We start from the raw sequence: 17,440 nt of genomic DNA on the forward strand, positions 1-17,440 counted from the left end.
CACCTCAGCTCCGGTTTCTCTCGCCTCATGTCCGCCATCACCACAGACCTGCCCGCCCTCGCCCAATCGATCAAGGATTGGGGCCGCGAGCTGGGCTTTCAGCAAGTCGGCATCAGCGGCCTCGATCTGGCCGAGCATGAGCAGCATCTGCAGCGCTGGCTTGCGGCCGGCTACCACGGTGAAATGGATTACATGGGCGCCCACGGCAGCAAACGCTCGCACCCGGAAGAGTTGGTGCCGGGCACGTTGCGCGTGGTCTCGCTGCGCATGGACTACCTGCCGGGCGATACCGAAATGGCCAAACGTCTGGCGCAACCGGAAAAAGCCTATGTGTCGCGTTATGCGTTGGGCCGCGATTACCACAAATTGATCCGTAAACGTGTGCAGCAATTGGCCGACAAGATCCAAGCGCAGATCGGCCCGTTCGGTTTTCGTGCGTTTGTCGACAGCGCGCCGGTGCTGGAAAAAGCCATCGCCGAGCAGGCTGGACTGGGCTGGATCGGCAAAAACACCTTGGTGCTGAACCGCAAGGCCGGCAGTTATTTCTTCTTGAGCGAATTGTTTGTCGATCTACCGTTGCCGGTGGATGAGCCGCACAGCACTGAACATTGCGGCCGCTGCACTGCGTGCCTCGACATCTGCCCGACCAACGCCTTCGTCGGCCCGTATGTGCTGGACGCGCGACGCTGCATTTCCTATCTGACTATCGAACTGAAAAACGCGATCCCCGAAGACCTGCGCCCACTGATCGGCAACCGCGTGTTCGGCTGCGATGACTGCCAGATTTGCTGTCCGTGGAACCGCTTCGCCAAACCCTCTGGCGAAAGCGACTTCAAGCCACGGCACAATCTCGACAACGCTGAACTGGCCGAGCTGTTTTTGTGGGATGAAGACAAGTTTCTCAGCAGCACCGAGGGCTCGCCGCTGCGCCGCGCCGGGTATGAGCGCTGGCTGCGCAATCTGGCGGTGGGACTGGGTAACGCGCCGTCGAGCATTCCGGTGCTGGAAGCGTTGAAAGCGCGGCGGGACTATCCGTCGGAGTTGGTGCAAGAACACGTCGAATGGGCCCTGAAACAACACGGAATCGCGTAACACCCCTGTAGGAGCTGCCGCAGGCTCGGGCCGCGATCGGACGATCTTTTGCTCTTTGTTTTCAAGGGCAAGATCAAAAGATCGCAGCCTACGGCAGCTCCTACACAGGGATCGCGTCAGGGCTGATCGTTGTAAACGAACTTGGGCATTTCCCAGTGGAAACGGATCGCCAGCAAGCGCAGCAGGAAGCCGCCAAACAGCGTGATCAAAATCGCCTGCTCGCTCGGCACATTCAGATACAGGCACAGCATGTAGCACCACGCCGCCGCGAACGAGACGCTGGCGTACAGTTCTCGGCGGAAGATCAGCGGGATGTCGTTGCAGAAGATGTCGCGGAGGATGCCGCCGAAGACCCCGGTGATGACGCCGCTGACCGAGGCCACCAGCATGCCGTGGCCCATTTCCAGTGCAGTCATGCAGCCGATCAGGGTGAAGGCCACCAGGCCGACGGCGTCGAGCACCAGAAACAGTGAGCGCAGGTGACGCATCCAGCGTGCGGTGAACACGGTGAACATCGCGGCGACCGAGGTCAGCACCAGGTATTCCGGGTGCTTGACCCACGTCAGCGGATAATGCCCGAGCAGCACATCGCGCACCGAACCGCCGCCCAACGCCGTGACACAAGCGATCAGCACCACACCAAACCAGTCCATGCCGCGACGCCCGGCAGACAGTGCGCCGGTCATGGCTTCAGCGGTGATGGCGACGAGATAGAGCATCAGCAACATGGTGGCGATCCAGGCAAGAAGGCGCGCAGTCTAGCCATTTCAACGCGGCACCAAAAGAGGGCGTCGCAGCAAACACAAAACCCTGTAGGAGCTGCCGCAGGCTCCTACAGGGATCGCATCAGAACTTGATGAAGTGCTTGCGGTAATGCTGCAGCTCGGCGATCGATTCGCGAATATCGTCCAGCGCCAAATGGGTGCTGCCCTTTTTGAAGCTGTCACGTACGTCCGGCGCCCAGCGTGCGGCCAGTTCCTTGAGCGTCGAGACGTCGAGGTTGCGGTAGTGGAAGTAGCTTTCCAGCCCTTTCATGTGGGTATAAAGGAAGCGCCGATCCTGGCAAATGCTATTGCCGCAGATCGGCGACTTGCCCTTCGGCACCCATTTCTCGAGGAAGGCGATGGTTTCCGCTTCGGCTTCGGCCATGCTGATGCGGCTGTCGCGCACGCGCTGGGTCAGGCCGGAGTTGCCGTGGGTGCGGGTGTTCCACTCGTCCATGCGCGCGAGCACTTCGTCGCTGTGGTGGATGGCGATCACCGGGCCTTCGGCCAAGGTGTTGAGGTCACTGTCGGTGACGATAGTGGCCATTTCGATGATGACGTCGTTATCCGGGTCAAGGCCGGTCATTTCGAGGTCGATCCAGATCAGATTCTGCGGGTTTTGCATGTTTCGGCTCCTGAGCAATGCTGCGCAGTTTAGCCTAGGCCGGCTGCCGGGCGTGCTAAACTCGCGGCCGTTTTACCTAATCGCTGCATTCTTCAGACGGAACACCCATGGCCAAACGCCAACTCAATCGTCGTCAAAACTGGCGCATCGAAAAGATTCAGGGCGAACGCGCCGCACGCGCCGCCAAACGCGAGTCCTCGGCTGTCGAAGCCCTGGAGGGCGGCGACCTGGGCCCGGAACAGACCGGCCTGGTGATCGCCCACTTCGGTGTGCAGGTTGAGGTCGAGGCCGTTGACGGTGATCAGGCCGGCCAAGTCTTCCGCTGCCACTTGCGCGCCAACCTGCCCGCACTGGTTACCGGCGACACCGTCGTCTGGCGTGCCGGCAACCAGGGCATCGGTGTGATCGTCGCGCAATTGCCGCGCACCACCGAATTATGCCGCCCGGACAGCCGTGGCCAGCTCAAACCCGTTGCGGCCAACGTCGACATGATCGTCATCGTCTTCGCCCCGCTGCCCGAGCCGCATGCCAACCTGATCGACCGTTATCTGGTCGCGGCAGAACATGCCGGTATCCGTCCGTTGCTGCTGTTGAACAAATTCGACCTGATCGACGAGCAGAACGCCCCGGCGCTGAACGCGCTGCTGGCGGTATACCGCACGCTGGGTTACCCGGTGCTGGAAGTGTCGGCGCACCACGGCAACGGCATGGAACAACTGCAACAGCAGCTCGACGGGCGCATCAGCGTGTTCGTCGGCCAGTCCGGCGTCGGCAAGTCGTCGCTGGTCAACAGCCTGCTGCCGGAAGTGGAAACCCGCGTCGGGCCGTTGTCCGAACTGTCCGGTCAGGGTACGCACACCACGACCACCGCGCGCCTGTTCCACTTCCCTGGCGGCGGCGAATTGATCGACTCCCCGGGTATCCGTGAATTTGGCCTCGGTCACGTTAGCCGCGCCGACGTTGAAGCCGGTTTCATCGAGTTCAGTGATTTGCTCGGCACCTGCCGCTTCCGCGACTGCAAGCACGACCGCGAACCGGGCTGTGCCTTGCTCAAAGCGCTGGAAGATGGCCGCGTGCAGCAGCAACGGATGAACAGCTACCGCTCGATCATCGCCAGCCTGCCGGAAAACGGTTACTAAACGTTCGCGCCGGCAGCACCTTCCTCTGGTGCTGCCGGATGTGGCCTGACAAAACTGCTCACCTTTTAAACATCAGCCTTATCTGTAGGACCTTGCGCGCCTGCTTGCAGGGCGTTTCTGGTTTGCCGCGCAGCCCTTGTAGGCGCCCTCCAGAGGCCTACCATTGGATTCCTCTCTCGCAGCCCGCGACTTCCGAGGAACCCCATGCAAACCTACCATCTGTTCATCAGCCATTCGTGGAACTACTCCCACGCCCACGACAATCTGGTGCGCCTGCTCAGTGCCCATCCGACCTTCACCTACAAGAATTTTTCGGTGCCGCCGCACAACCCGATCATGGGCGCGCTGACCGACAAACAGCTTGAAGCAGCCATCGAAAACAAGATTCGCCCCTGCTCGGCGGTGCTGATCATGGCCGGCATGTACTCGGCCTACAGCAAGTGGATCAACAAGGAAATCGAGATCGCCAAGCGCATGGGCAAGGTGATCATTGCGGTGAAACCGTTCGGCGCCGAGCGCATTTCCACGGTGGTGCGTAACGCCGCACACGCCGAGTGCGCGTGGAACACCAACAGCATTGTCACCGCCATTCGCCTGCATACGGCGGTGTAATCATGCGCAAGGGATTGTTTATCGGCATCAACGACTACAAACATATTTCGCGCCTGAGCGGTTGCAGCAACGACGCGATGGCCATGGCTTCGGTGCTGAAAACCGACGCCAATGGCGATCCGAATTTCAAGAACATCGTGCTGACATCCGCTGAGGATTATCTGAGCCGAGAGAAACTTGAAGACCAGATCCGCGAGTTGTTTTCCGGCGACTGTAACGTCGCCCTCCTGTACTTCGCCGGGCATGGCGGCTTCGATAACGACAATGACGAAGGCATGCTGCTGCCGCAGGACTTTCGTAACCCGAAGGATGGCATTCGCATCAGCGACATCCTCAATTGGGCCACCAAAGCCACTCGCATCAAAAACAAAGTCATCATTCTCGACTGCTGCCAGAGCGGATCAGCCGGCGAGGTGCGCGCTTTGCGCAGTGAAAGCAGCGTGGTCGGCGAAGGCATGACCATTCTGACCGCGTGCAAAAAGGAAGAACCGGCCATGGAAGGTTCGCAACACGGCGTGTTTACCGGGTTGCTGCTGCAGGCCTTGCACGGTGGCGCGGCGAACATTCTCGGCAAGATCACTCCCGGCAGCCTGTATTCCTTTGTCGACAACGCGCTCGATGCGTGGGAACAACGCCCGGTGTTCAAGACCAATGTGTCGCAGTTCATTTCCCTGCGCGAAGTGTCGCCGCTGATCCCCAAAGAAATCCTGCGCAAACTGCCCGAGTGGTTCGCCGAAGCCGAATCAACCTACCCGCTCGACCCGAGCTACGAGCCGACCGAAGCCAGCTTCGACCCTGAACACGGCGAGATCTTCGCGCAACTGCAGAAGTGCAATCGCCACAGCCTGATTGAGCCGGTCGACGCCGAGCATATGTATTACGCCGCCATCCAATCCACCGGCTGCCGCCTCACCGCGCTCGGCGCCTACTACCGCGAACTCGCGATCAAAGGACACTTCTGATGCCCGTCTTTATCAGCTACCGCCACATGGATCGCATACAGGCCATGGCGATCAACAGTCGCCTGAAACAGGCCAACATCAAAACCTATCTGGATGTGCTCGACCCGGAATCGCAGACCACCGACGACATCACCGGCGTCATCACGCGCAACATCACCGAGTGCACGCACTTGCTCGCGGTAGTGTCGGAGAGGACCGCTTTGTCGTGGTGGGTGCCGTTCGAGATCGGTGAGGCAACCATCAGCAACCGCCGGATCTGCTCATTCAAGACCGGCCCTGCGGAATTGCCGTTTTACCTGGACAAGTGGCCGAAGCTGAGCACGGACAGTGATCTGAATTTCTTTATTGACGCGTATCGTGAAGAGGTGTCGAGCAAGCGCTCGATGACGCTGGATTCGATGAGTGAGTCGATGAAGGGGACTTACAAGAGGAATGCCGAGCAGTTTCATGATCAGTTGAAGAGCAGGATTCGGCGGGGGTTTTGATTGGTGGTTTACCTTGGGAGCCCCTCATCCTAGCCCTCCCGAAACGTCGGACCGCCCGAAAGGAGAGGGGACTGACAGCGGTGATTGTGCGAGGTATGCCGACCTGAAATTCCTGAGTCGTTCTCAGGTTTTGATCACACTGTAAGCCGGCTCCATTTGCTGAGCCGAACTTAGTTTTTGCCAACCACGAAGATTGGCTCCCTCTCCCCTCGCCCCCTTGGGGAGAGGGCTGGGGTGAGGGAGATCGATCTCAAGCCCTCCACAAAACCAAACCGAAAGCCCAAAAAAATCTACAAGCGGCAGCGGCCTTCATTTTCCCTGAGATCAATCTGCTGAATATCGAACAAATCACTCCGCCGGCAGCTTCGGAGCCAGCTTCGCGATGCTCTTCTCCTGTGTCTTAACCCGACGTTCAAGCTCGCGGATATCTTCCTCCGCAGGTAGCTCCTCAGGTTTGATACCTCGCTGATCCAACATATCGCGCACGCTCAGACTGTTTTGAACATGCTCTCGGGCGATGGCCATCTCACCTGTGATGTCAACCTGAAGCACATTGTGATTGGTCATTTCAGTGGCAAGGTTTTTGGCGGCGATGGTTAATGTCGGTAGAAAATCTGCCAATGGACGACTTTTAATAATGCCGTATCGATCCTTCATCGCCTGGGTTGTTTGCCCACCAAAGAGTGCAGCATCACCTCGTGAGCGAATACGCGCGAAGCCCTCATCGTCGACGCCTCGCTCATAAATGTTTTGCGACAGTTCTTTTTCTGACTCACGCATACGGTCACGAGCATCAAAACGCGCCTGCAGGCGCATCCTGTCTTCAATCAATTCTTGCTTACGCGATTGCAGCGCGAAGTAACTTTGCGCGAAGGCAATCGGCTGTTTACGTGGGTCACCATTCTGAGCAATCAGGTAGCAGGCATAACGGGTGAGCATGAAGTCGTCGGTAGGCCGCTGCCCACCTTTGCCAATTTCGATCATTTTCGTGACGCCACGAAAATGATCCAGAGCATCAATCCCCGTGGCTTCACACGAAGTTATTGCTCGCTGAATGAGCGTAAGAAAATTTTCCCAACGGGCATACCCCAGTGGCTCTTGCAGCTCGCGAGCAAACCAGAACTCGATATTCTCGCCAGGAACCCGATGCGCCAAACCGTCGAATTGCTGCTGTTGCGCAAAAATAGTTTGATTTTCCATGACGACTCCCTGTCGCTCAGAAGGATTTGAACACGTGGATGATCATTTAGAGTTACACCGAAACACAGGCTGAACGGGGATTATCAATCAGCCCCAGACTGAAAGTGTGTCCGATCGTAGCTAGCGGGCACAAAAAAGCCGACATCACTGTCGGCTTTTTTGTCTCTTACTGCTTCGGCGCAGGAGCCGGCGCTGGCGCCGCACTCCCCGGTTCCGCCGGTTTCGGTGCGGCGTCGTCGAACAGGTTCAAGCGTTCGCGCAACTCGTGTGCAGGCACCGGTTGCTGATCCGCCGGCAGTGCGTTCGGGTCAACCGGCGTCGCCGGAGCGGCGCCGTTCTGGCCTTGATCCGCCGGCTTCGCAGCGTCGGCGCCTTGCGCACCTTCGATGGCCGCTTGGGCTTTCTTGGTCAGCACGACGATGTCGATGCGACGGTTGACCGGGTTGAACGGGTTTTCCCGGTCGAACAGCGCCGACGAGGCATAACCGACGACCCGCGCCACCTGCGCATCCGGATAGCTGCCGGCAACCAAGGCACGACGTGCGGCGTTGGCACGGTTGGCCGAAAGCTCCCAGTTGCCGTAGTCGCCAGTGCCGATATAAGGCTTGGCGTCGGTGTGGCCGCTGATGCTGATCTTGTTCGGCACCGCTTTGATGGTGTCGGCCATGGCCAGCAGGATGTCTTCGAAATACGGCTTCAAGCGTGCAGAACCGGAGTCGAACATCGGCCGGTTTTCGGCGTCCATGATCTGGATGCGCAAGCCATTCGGCGTGATCTCGAAGAGGATCTGGTCCTTGAATTTCTGCAGTTGCGGGTTCTCGTCGACCTTGTTCTGCAGTTCTTGCAGGAGCAGTTCCAGACGTTCTTTCTCGACCTGCTCGGCCATGCCTTCGACCTGTTCGGTGTCGACGGTGACCTTGTCCGGTTGCGGCTGGGATTTCACCTCAGGGTTGAGGGTATTTTCCGGCGCCAGGGTCGGCGTGCCGCCCAAGTCGATGATGTACGGCGTGCCGCTTTCGGAAAAGCCGACCGGGTCTTTGAAGTAACCGGCGATGGCGATCTTCTGCTCAGGCGTCGCAGTGGACAGCAGCCACAACACCAGGAAGAACGCCATCATCGCCGTGGCGAAGTCGGCGAAGGCGATTTTCCACGCCCCGCCGTGATGCCCGCCGGCTATGCGCTTGACGCGCTTGATGATAATCGGCTGATTATTTTCCATGGCTTAGCGACCGCGAACGGCTTGTTCCAGCTCGGCAAAGCTTGGACGGTGGGCCGGGTACAGCACCTTGCGACCGAACTCGACCGCCAGCGATGGCGGCATGCCGGAAGCCGAGGCGACCAGCGAAGCCTTGATGGCTTCGTAGACGTTCAGCTCTTCCTTGGCATCGTGGGCCAGCGAGTGCGCCAACGGACCAAAGAAACCGTACGCCGCGAGAATACCGAAGAAAGTACCTACCAGTGCCGCACCCACGTGCAGGCCGATGGACTTCTGATCGCCCTCACCCAGCGAGGCCATGGTCACCACGATACCGAGCACCGCCGCGACGATACCGAAACCGGGCATGGCGTCGGCGATGCCGTTCACTGCATGCGATGGGTGCTCGAGGTCTTCCTTGAGGCTGTACAGTTCCATGTCGAACAGACCTTCGAGTTCGTGCGGAGCCATGTTGCCGGACGACATGATGCGCAGGTAATCGCAGATGAACGCGGTCATGCGCTCGTCTTTGAGCACCGCCGGGTACTTGGCGAAAATCGGGCTCGCGGCGGCGTCTTCGATGTCGCCTTCAATGGCCATCATGCCTTCGCGGCGGCTCTTGTTGAGGATCTCGTAGATCAGCCCCAACACTTCCAGATAGAAGGTGTGGCTGAAGCGCGAGCTGAACATGCTCAGGGATTTCTTGAGCACGTGCATGGTCATGTAGCCGGGGTTGGCCTGCAGGAATGCACCAAGGGCCGCACCACCGATGATCATCACCTCGAAAGGCTGGATCAGGGCGGCAATTTTGCCGTGGGAGAGCACGTATCCGCCGAGCACGCTCGCGAATACGACGATGATGCCGATAATTTTAGCCATAGGTAGAAAGTACTTACTGAGTCGGGTTCAAGGTCATATTCGGAAGTTAAAAAATCTCTTCTTCTACTTATCGGCAAAACTGCGCCAGACTATAGCCAGTTCAGGCGAAAAGCCAATTTAGCCCATGCCGGGCGCGTCTACAGTCAGTGAAGATCCCGTCCAGACATGGCTAATGAAACGAACGTCCCACACGCAAAACCGACCACCCTCGACGGCTGGGTAAAGCTGCTCGATGGCGTTCTATTGCCCGTGCCGCAAGAGGCTCACGACAAAGTCTGCCGCGCCATCCGCGATAACCGCAGCTCTCTGCGCGACATCGCCGACCTGATGCAGGACAGCCCGGCGCTGGCCTTGAGCATCATCCGTGAGGCGAATCGTCACACCCACGGCAACATGGCCGCGCCGGCGGAAAATCTCGAGGTCGCCATCAACCGTCTGGGCCTTGCCCGCACCGAAGAATTGCTCGCACGCCTGCCTGCCCAACCGCAGATGCAAATCCCCAAGGCCCTGCGCCAACTGCAGATGATCAGCCAGCACGCGACGCAACAGGCCAACGGCTTTTTTGCCAGTCGCCTGGCACGGCTGTGGCAGGACATTCATTGGGGCAGCCTGCTGTTTCTCTCGCCGCTGTGGCCGCTGGCGCTGACGTATCCGCAATTGCTGGAAGAGTGGGAACTGCGGGTTATCCATAAGGGTGAGTCGGCGCGGGCGGTCGAGAAACAGCTATTTGGCGTACGCCTGCTGAAAATCGCTGAAGCGCTGGTCGAGGCCTGGCATCTGCCGATCTGGGTGCAACAGGGTTACAAACTGCTGCTCAGCGAGCAGCGCGAACTGGTGAAAGTGCTGCGCATCGCCCGCGACAGCGAGCATCCGCTGCGCCAGCAAAACCGCCTCGACGAAGATCCGACCCTGCGCCGCTGGCTCAATCAGCCGGCCAATACCGTGCTGCTGGCCAACGGTCTGGCGCTGTCGGCGCAACAGGCCTGGGACAGTCCTCACAGCGAGCGCTGGCAGTATCTGACCAGCCTTTATCTGCAAATTTCCATGGACGAGGTGCAGCAACAATTGCACCAGCAAGCCGCCAACAGCGCCCGTTATCATGCGATGCCGGATCTGTGGCACCCGGCGGTTTCGCTGCTGTGGCCGTGGGGCACGCGGCGCTTGCCGGCCGGGATGTTGCCAGCCGCGGCGCCCACCGCTGAAGACCTCGGTCAATGGCGCAAGCAATGCGCCGAGCTGCTCGCCGAGCCAAGCCGCTTCACCAATGCGATGAGCCTGACCGTCGCCGCGCGCGATGCCTTGGCCGCCAGCGGCATGCGCCGGGTGATGATCCTGATGGCCGACCGCACGCAATCCAGCCTGCGCGTGCAGCAAACCTATGGTTTGCCAAAAGAAGCTGCGGCACTCACGTTTGCCGTCAGCCAAAGCAGCGTGCTGCAACGTTTACTCGCGCAACAGGCGCAGGTGCGCATCAACCCGGACAACAACGCCCAGTTCTCCGCCCTGCTGCCGCCGAACCTGCGCACGCTGTTTCGCGGCGAACATCTGTTCCTGCGCTCTCTGGTCAACAATGGCCGGGTGATCATGATCGTTGTCGCTGATCAGGGCGGCGGGCCCTTCGCCGACATCACCGTGCAAGCCTTCGGCAAAACCGCGCAGTGCATCGAAAAAGCCCTGCACAGCTTTAGCAGCCGCGGCCGATGAGGCTGCGCTACAATCCTCCCCTTTGTGCTCTGGAGACCTCACATGTCTGACTTCTCTGGCTTGCCGCTCGTCATCGAACCGAGCGACCTGCTCCCGCGCCTGGAGTCTGGCGAACTGATTCTGGTGGACCTGACCAGTCCTGCGCGTTACACCGAAGGGCATATCCCCGGCGCACGCTTTGTCGACCCGAAACGCACCCAGCTCGGCCAGCCGCCGGCGCCGGGCCTGATGCCGGCCAAAGCCGATCTGGAAGCGTTGTTCGGAGAGTTGGGCCATCGCAAGGACGCGGTCTACGTCGTCTATGACGATGAAGGTGGCGGCTGGGCCGGACGCTTTATCTGGGTGCTCGACGTGATCGGTCACGACAAGTACCACTATATAGACGGTGGTCTGCCGGCGTGGCTGGCGGATGGCATGCCGATGTCGATCCAGGTGCCAGCGGCCGTCGGTGGTTCTCTGCCGTTGACCCTGCACGAAGAGCCGACCGCGACCCGCGAATACCTGCAAAGCCGTCTCGGTGCTGCCGATCTGGCGATCTGGGATGCGCGCGGGCCGCTGGAATATTCCGGCGAGAAAGTACTGGCCGCCAAGGCCGGGCACATCCCCGGCGCGGTCAACTTCGAATGGACGGCCGGCATGGACAAGTCGCGTCAACTGCGCATCCGCACGGATATGCCGCAGATCCTCGAAGACCTCGGGATCACCAAGGACAAAGAAATCATTACTCACTGCCAGACTCATCACCGGTCGGGCTTCACTTATCTGGTGGCCAAGTCCCTCGGTTATCCGCGGGTCAAGGGCTACGCCGGTTCCTGGGGCGAATGGGGCAACCACCCTGACACGCCTGTAGAGATTTAAGGTTTTTAAGGACAACTAATGAAAGAGCGTCTGTTTATCCTCAGCCAGTACCTGCTGCCGCATCACCTGCTGTCGCGCCTGGCCGGCTGCGTTGCCGAGTGCCGCGTGCGCTGGTTCAAGAATGCCTTCACCCAATGGTTCGCCAAGCGTTATCAAGTGGACATGTCGCAAGCGCTCGTCGAAGACCTGACCGCTTACGAGCACTTCAACGCCTTCTTCACCCGCGCTCTGAAAGACGGCGCGCGTCCACTGGACGAAACCCCGGGCGCGATCCTCAGCCCGGCCGACGGTGCGGTCAGCCAACTCGGCCCGATCGAACACGGTCGCGTGTTCCAGGCCAAGGGCCACAGCTTCAGCGTGCTGGAACTGCTCGGCGGTGACGCGGCCAATGCCGCGCCGTTCATGGGCGGTGACTTCGCTACTATTTACCTGTCGCCGAAGGACTACCACCGCGTGCACATGCCGCTGGCCGGCACCCTGCGCGAGATGGTCTACATCCCGGGCCGGATCTTCTCGGTCAACCAGACCACCGCTGAAAACGTGCCGGAGCTGTTCGCCCGCAACGAGCGCGTAGCGTGCATTTTCGACACCGAGCGCGGCCCGATGGCTGTAGTGCTGGTCGGCGCGATGATCGTTGCTTCGATCGAAACCGTGTGGGCCGGTCTGGTCACGCCGCCGAAGCGCGAGCTGAAAACCTTCCGCTACGACGAAGCCGCGCGTGCGCCGATCCATCTGGAAAAAGGCGCCGAACTGGGCCGCTTCAAGCTGGGTTCGACCGCGATCGTGCTGTTTGGTCCGGATCAAGTGAAGTGGGCTGAAGAGCTGGTTGCTGGTTCGCCGGTGCAGATGGGCCAAGGCTTGGCGCTGCCAAAAGCCTGAGTACGCATCGACCGTCATGGATTCCCCTGACGGTCGATACCTCTGTAGGAGCTGCCGAAGGCTCGGGCCGCGATCGGACGATCTTTTGATCTTTGGACGCAGAGCGTCCACGGCTGCATTCCCACGCAGAGCGTGGGAACGATCAAGATCAAAAGATCGCAGCCTTCGGCAGCTCCTACAGGTTGCGTCATACCGACGGATCGCGAATTTTGCTGCTATGGTTTTTGGCATGAGCCAGACCATCTCTTCCCCACAGCTGCGCGCCCCGACCCCGAGTCAGCCGCGTCTGTCATATTGCGAAGCCAGCCCGCGCGACCTCAAGCGCTGGATCGCCGGCCTGCCCAAAGCCAATATCGGCGAAACCGCCCGCCTGCTGTATCAAGGTCTGGGCGAACTCAATCAATTGCTCACCCCCAGCGACAATCGTCTGCAATTGCTCGAACTGCTGCGGCCCGAGGTTTATTTCGTCTGCCAGCATCTGGAGCGGCATTTTCTGCATCAGGCGATCATGCTCGACGAACGCTCGCGCAAGATCAGCAACCTGTGTCAGGCCCTGCAAAGCCATCTGGCCATCGGCTATAAACAAATCGTCCTGCGCATTGCACCGAAATACAGCAAGGATCGCGCAGCACTGCTCAGTACGGCTTTGCAACGCGCAGCGCATGCTTTGAAGGGCCAGCTTGTGCGCGCCACGCAACTGTACAGTCCGCCGCCGGAGCACCTGTGGTTCGAGTTGAATCAGCTGTATCGCACAGCGTGTGAGTTGCAGCTGCAACAGCGGCGCGTGCATGACGATCTGGCCAGCCTGACCACAGAGTTGAGCCTGGAACAAACCTACATCGCCGCCCTGCTGCTGGGCAGCGCTCGTTGCAATCAACTGCGGCAGAATCAGATCGCCCGCCTCGCCGAAGTGCTTGAACCGTGGAGTGCCTTGCTCAAACTGCACCCCGCGCGCGCAGACGCTGGCTTGTTCGCGGTCAGCGCCGAAATCGATGCCGGGCCGCGATATCTCAACATGTTTCGCAGCGAGCAGCAGGCCGGATTGCTCGGGTTCGATCCGCAACCGCTGGTGAACACCCTCGAAGCGCACTTGCTGCATCAGGACACTTCGACGCCTTTGCCGATTCCGACCGGGCTCAGCTTCGACACCCTGCAACACTTGCACGCGACGTGGGGCGAGGCGGCTGAACGCAGTTTCCAGCGCACCGTGGGCCAGGGCCATCTGACCGTGTGCGTCGGAATGAGCGCCCTGCACTTCTACCTCGGCGGCGAGCGCAGTTTCAGCGATATGCTCAAACACCCCGGCGCCCGTGCGGCGAATTTCAGCAGTGCGGTGGCCAAAGGCGAGAAAGACAGCTGGAGCCAGGCCTTCGATGCCGCGCCACAGAACAACGCCGATGAGTTTTTGCCCTACGAGGAAATCCAGTACGACCATTTGGTCGTGGACGAAAACAGCACCGACAGTGCACCGCATTACCCGACCTACGCCTTGCCGGTGATCAATCACAGCCCCGGTGGTTATTGCCTCGCATGGCCCAATGAGGTGCCCGCCGAATTGCAGGCTGGGGAAATGCTCGGCATTCAGGACAGCGCCAGTCTGGGCTGGAGCATTGCGGTGATCCGCTGGATTCGTCAGGTGCGCGGCGGCGGCACACAAATGGGCATTGAGCTGGTGGCGCCCCATGCCCAGCCGTGCGGCCTGCAACTGGTGCGCTCGCGGGACGATCACAGTCAGTATTTACGCGGGTTATTACTGCCTGAGATCAGTGCGATCGATGTGCCGGCAACGTTACTCGCTCCGCGCCTGCCCTTTCAGGAAGGCAGCAAAGTGCTGATCAATACTCAGGGCGAAGAACACCGCGCCGGGCTGGATCGGCGGGTATCAAGTACGCACAGTTTCAATCAGTTTGCTTACCGCTCGCTGGAGACCGCGCAGAATGGCGGGAGCGAGGAGGATTTTGATTCGTTGTGGAAATCGCTTTAGAGCAAAAGATCGCAGCCTGCGGCAGCTCCTACACAGATTCCTGTAGGAGCTGCCGAAGGCTGCGATCTTTTGATCTTTATTTACAACTGCCCATCACGATCACGGAAACCCAGCAAATACAGCACGCCATCCAGACCCAGCGTAGAGATCGCCTGCTTCGCCGATTGCTTGACCAACGGTTTGGCACGGAACGCCACGCCGAGCCCGGCAATCGCCAGCATCGGCAAGTCATTCGCGCCATCGCCCACAGCGATGGTCTGCTCCAGACGCAAACCTTCCTTGTGCGCCAGTTCTTTCAGCAGATCAGCCTTGCGCTGCGCGTCGACAATCGGCTCGATTGCCACGCCGGTGCACTTGCCGTCGACCACTTCCAGCTCATTGGCGAACACGTAATCGATGCCGAGTTTGGCCTGCAATTGCTTCGCGAAATAGGTGAAGCCACCAGACAAAATCGCGGTCTTGTAACCCAGACGCTTGAGTTCGGCGAACAGCGTTTCCGCGCCTTCGGTCAGACGCAGCGAGGCGCCAATCGAATCCAGCACGCTGACGTCGAGACCTTTGAGCAAGGCCAGACGCTCTTTGAAGCTGGCGCGGAAGTCCAGTTCGCCGGCCATCGCCCGCTCGGTGATTTCGGACACCTGCTCGCCAACGCCGGCAGCCTTGGCCAATTCGTCGATGACTTCGGCTTCGATCAATGTCGAATCCATGTCGAACACCGCCAGACGACGGTTGCGACGGAACAGCGAATCTTCCTGGAAGGCGATGTCGACGTTCAGCTCTTGGGCGACGCTGAGGAATTCGGCGCGCAAGGCCTGCGGATCGGCGGCTTCGCCGCGCACGGAGAACTCGATGCAACCCTTGCCCTTGTCGGCCGGCGTGTCCAGCGGCATGCGACCCGACAGACGGTCAATGTGGTCGATGTTCAGACCGTATTTGGCGGTGATCGAACTGACGGCCTGCAATTGGCCGGCGGTCACTTTGCGGGTCAGCAGGGTGACGATGTGGCGTTTCTTGCCCTGATTGCCCACCCATTGCTGGTAATCCTCTTCGGACACCGGGGTAAAGCGCACCTGCTGGTCGAGCTCGTAGCCTTTGAACAGGATGTCCTTGAGCACGGACTTGCCCTGCTCGGTGTCGGGAATTTCCACCAGGATGCCAAACGACAGGGTGTCGTGGATCACCGCCTGACCGATGTCGAGGATGTTCACACCACCTTGTGCCAGAACGCCGGTAATGGCTGCCGTCAGACCCGGACGGTCGACTCCCGTGATGTTAATCAGGACGATTTCGCGCAACGCGCACCCCCGCAACTGGAAAAAAACCGCATTCTACCCACTTTCAGTGACCATCGGGCACCGCGAGCGCTTTGCCGGTCTAGGGCCTGTCGCTATACTGCGCGTCAACTTCACGGACAAAAGAGCCGAGCTCAGTGAACCGGCCCACGCCAGTTAAAACCGATAACTTCTTCCTGCTGATCTTCCGTGCACTGCGCCACCGCCGTGTACCGATTGCATTGCGCATTGCCAGCCATAACGTGATCCTGGTCGCTCTGGCCCTGGTGATCTATGCCTGCGTGATGGGCCTGCAGTTCAAGCAGGCCATGCACCAGCAGGCCGATGCGCTGGGCGAAAGCCTGACCACGCAGACCGCGACCTCGGCCACGGAGCTGTTGGTGTCCAACGACATCCTCAGCCTCAACGTGCTGCTCAACAACCTGACCAAGAACAAACTGGTCGCCCACGCGGCGATCTACAGCGTGGATAACCGCATCCTCGCCGAGTCCGGTCAGCGTCCCAAGCACAGCCTGCTGGGCGAAGCCGAAGGCATGTACGAGAGCAAGATCACCTTCCAGGACGTGACCGCCGGGCAACTGCGCATCAGCCTGGACATGGATCAGTTCCAGCAGCCGATGACCATCAGCCTGCAAAGCATGGGCATTCTCAGCGGAATCCTGCTGGCGCTGTCGCTGGCCTTGAGCCTGCGTATGGGCCGCTACCTGTCGACGCCGTTGCTGCAATTGCGCGTCTGGTTGCGCCATATCGATGAACATACGCCGGGCACCGATCGTCAGGACGAGATTGGCGATCTGGCGCGGCAACTGCACGCCGACTTCGCCCCGGAACCGGCGCCAATGCCTGAGCCGGAACCCGAGTTCGAAGAGGAAGAAGACGACGAACCGGAGTTCGAGGTGCGCAACTTGCGTGATCCGAGCTTTGACGAAACTCGTCCACTGGCCGCGCAGAAACCGGCGCCTCGCCACGTGGTCAGCACCGTTGAAGACGATGATGACGACGACGCCTTTGCCGATCTGCGTGACGAATCGCTCGATACCGCGCCGCAACCGGTAATCCGCAAGGCCACGCCAAGCGTGCCGCAACACAGCGCAGTCCTGGCGGTGCAACTGGGTTCGCAAGAGCAATTGCGGCGCCTGCCGCGTGCGCGTCTGGAAGAGTTGCTGGAGCGTTATCGCGACTGCCTCGATCAGGCCGCCTCGCTGTATCAGGGCGAAATCGAAACCTTGAACGATGGCAGCACGCTGATGCTGTTCCACACCGAAGACAGTGGCGACGATTACCTGACCAATGCGATCTGCTGCGGCGAGCTGCTGCGGGCGCTGGGGCATCAATTGCAGATCGAAGTCGCAGACAGCGGCATCACCCTGCAATTGCAGTTGGGTCTGACCCTGGGCGATGAGTTGTTTGGCCTGAGCCAGATTGATCTGCTGCTGACCGATTCGGCACAGGATGCACTGGCCCTGTCGCAACACAGCCGCAACCTGCTGCTGGTCGAGAGAAAGATCAGCGATGACACGCTGATTCGCCAACGTGCGCGAATCCGCCCGATCGCCAGCCCTGAAGGCGCTTGCTGCGTAGAACGGTTGATGGAGCCTTATCCATCGATGCTCGAACGGCAACTGGCGCGGATGCATGAGCGCCGGGCTTAAGCCTTAAGGCCTTAAGGCCTGAAACACAGAAGCCCGCAGACGAGTGATTGTCTGCGGGCTTTTTTGTTGCCAAAAAGATCGCAGCCTGCGGCAGCTCCTACAGGGATTTATTCGTGCA

General features: G+C 59.9%; 16 protein-coding genes. 10 read left to right on the forward strand and 6 right to left on the reverse strand.

Annotation, left to right across the window (positions count from 1 at the left end; genetic code table 11):
• Positions 1-27: 27 nt before the first annotated feature.
• On the forward strand, positions 28-1,092 hold the full coding sequence (gene queG / locus EJA71_RS23215) for a tRNA epoxyqueuosine(34) reductase QueG (RefSeq protein ID WP_158959842.1): 1,065 nt from the start codon (positions 28-30) through the stop codon (positions 1,090-1,092).
• A 116-nt stretch (positions 1,093-1,208) separates the two neighbouring features.
• Here queG and EJA71_RS23220 read toward each other — a convergent pair whose 3' ends face one another.
• Together EJA71_RS23220 and orn are read right to left on the reverse strand one after the other, a co-directional pair.
• Complete coding sequence (locus EJA71_RS23220) at positions 1,209-1,820, reverse strand: trimeric intracellular cation channel family protein (protein WP_064388618.1); 612 nt, start codon at positions 1,818-1,820, stop codon at positions 1,209-1,211.
• A 118-nt stretch (positions 1,821-1,938) separates the two neighbouring features.
• Positions 1,939-2,481 (reverse strand): oligoribonuclease, encoded by a 543-nt coding sequence (orn, locus tag EJA71_RS23225; protein WP_122593819.1) that lies wholly within the window; start codon positions 2,479-2,481, stop codon positions 1,939-1,941.
• Between the two features lie 107 nt (positions 2,482-2,588).
• Here orn and rsgA point away from each other — a divergent pair, with 107 nt between their 5' ends.
• The 4 genes from rsgA (at position 2,589) to EJA71_RS23245 (ending at position 5,679) form a co-directional block, all read left to right on the forward strand.
• On the forward strand, positions 2,589-3,620 hold the full coding sequence (gene rsgA / locus EJA71_RS23230) for a small ribosomal subunit biogenesis GTPase RsgA (RefSeq protein ID WP_158959844.1): 1,032 nt from the start codon (positions 2,589-2,591) through the stop codon (positions 3,618-3,620).
• A 204-nt stretch (positions 3,621-3,824) separates the two neighbouring features.
• A complete protein-coding gene (locus EJA71_RS23235) occupies positions 3,825-4,232 on the forward strand; it encodes a TIR domain-containing protein (protein ID WP_158959846.1) in 408 nt (135 codons plus the stop codon).
• Between the two features lie 2 nt (positions 4,233-4,234).
• Positions 4,235-5,194 (forward strand): caspase family protein, encoded by a 960-nt coding sequence (locus EJA71_RS23240; protein ID WP_158959848.1) that lies wholly within the window; start codon positions 4,235-4,237, stop codon positions 5,192-5,194.
• The gene (locus tag EJA71_RS23245) at positions 5,194-5,679 is read left to right on the forward strand and encodes a toll/interleukin-1 receptor domain-containing protein (RefSeq protein WP_158959849.1); all 486 of its coding nucleotides are present in this window, start codon (positions 5,194-5,196) and stop codon (positions 5,677-5,679) included. Before EJA71_RS23240 ends, EJA71_RS23245 begins: the two co-directional genes overlap by 1 nt.
• 348 nt (positions 5,680-6,027) lie before the next feature.
• Here EJA71_RS23245 and dinD read toward each other — a convergent pair whose 3' ends face one another.
• The 3 genes from dinD to motA all read right to left on the reverse strand — a co-directional run bounded on the left by dinD (position 6,028) and on the right by motA (position 8,953).
• Positions 6,028-6,879, reverse strand: coding sequence for a DNA damage-inducible protein D (gene dinD / locus EJA71_RS23250; protein WP_158959851.1), 852 nt, complete (start codon positions 6,877-6,879; stop codon positions 6,028-6,030).
• 166 nt (positions 6,880-7,045) lie between these two features.
• Entirely contained in the window at positions 7,046-8,098 is a 1,053-nt protein-coding gene (gene motB / locus EJA71_RS23255; protein WP_158959853.1) for a flagellar motor protein MotB, read from the reverse strand.
• A 3-nt stretch (positions 8,099-8,101) separates the two neighbouring features.
• Complete coding sequence (gene motA, locus EJA71_RS23260; RefSeq protein ID WP_007952169.1) at positions 8,102-8,953, reverse strand: flagellar motor stator protein MotA; 852 nt, start codon at positions 8,951-8,953, stop codon at positions 8,102-8,104.
• Between the two features lie 165 nt (positions 8,954-9,118).
• Here motA and EJA71_RS23265 point away from each other — a divergent pair, with 165 nt between their 5' ends.
• The 4 genes from EJA71_RS23265 to EJA71_RS23280 all read left to right on the forward strand — a co-directional run bounded on the left by EJA71_RS23265 (position 9,119) and on the right by EJA71_RS23280 (position 14,378).
• Positions 9,119-10,657, forward strand: a complete 1,539-nt coding sequence (locus EJA71_RS23265; protein ID WP_158959854.1) for an HDOD domain-containing protein — start codon at positions 9,119-9,121, stop codon at positions 10,655-10,657.
• A gap of 42 nt (positions 10,658-10,699) precedes the next feature.
• On the forward strand, positions 10,700-11,515 hold the full coding sequence (gene rhdA, locus EJA71_RS23270) for a thiosulfate sulfurtransferase (RefSeq protein WP_158959856.1): 816 nt from the start codon (positions 10,700-10,702) through the stop codon (positions 11,513-11,515).
• Between the two features lie 18 nt (positions 11,516-11,533).
• Complete coding sequence (gene asd / locus EJA71_RS23275; protein WP_008079215.1) at positions 11,534-12,394, forward strand: archaetidylserine decarboxylase; 861 nt, start codon at positions 11,534-11,536, stop codon at positions 12,392-12,394.
• 229 nt (positions 12,395-12,623) lie between these two features.
• Positions 12,624-14,378: a molecular chaperone gene (locus EJA71_RS23280; RefSeq protein ID WP_158959858.1), complete on the forward strand. Its 1,755-nt coding sequence runs from the start codon at positions 12,624-12,626 to the stop codon at positions 14,376-14,378.
• 80 nt (positions 14,379-14,458) lie between these two features.
• On the opposite strand, the gene serB is transcribed toward EJA71_RS23280, so the two are convergent.
• On the reverse strand, positions 14,459-15,673 hold the full coding sequence (gene serB, locus EJA71_RS23285) for a phosphoserine phosphatase SerB (protein WP_158959860.1): 1,215 nt from the start codon (positions 15,671-15,673) through the stop codon (positions 14,459-14,461).
• A 134-nt stretch (positions 15,674-15,807) separates the two neighbouring features.
• Here serB and EJA71_RS23290 point away from each other — a divergent pair, with 134 nt between their 5' ends.
• The gene (locus EJA71_RS23290; protein ID WP_158959862.1) at positions 15,808-17,322 is read left to right on the forward strand and encodes an AhpA/YtjB family protein; all 1,515 of its coding nucleotides are present in this window, start codon (positions 15,808-15,810) and stop codon (positions 17,320-17,322) included.
• The last annotated feature ends 118 nt before the right edge of the window (positions 17,323-17,440 follow it).

Source organism: Pseudomonas sp. PB106 (assembly GCF_009764645.1).
In the GTDB taxonomy this organism is placed as follows: domain Bacteria; phylum Pseudomonadota; class Gammaproteobacteria; order Pseudomonadales; family Pseudomonadaceae; genus Aquipseudomonas.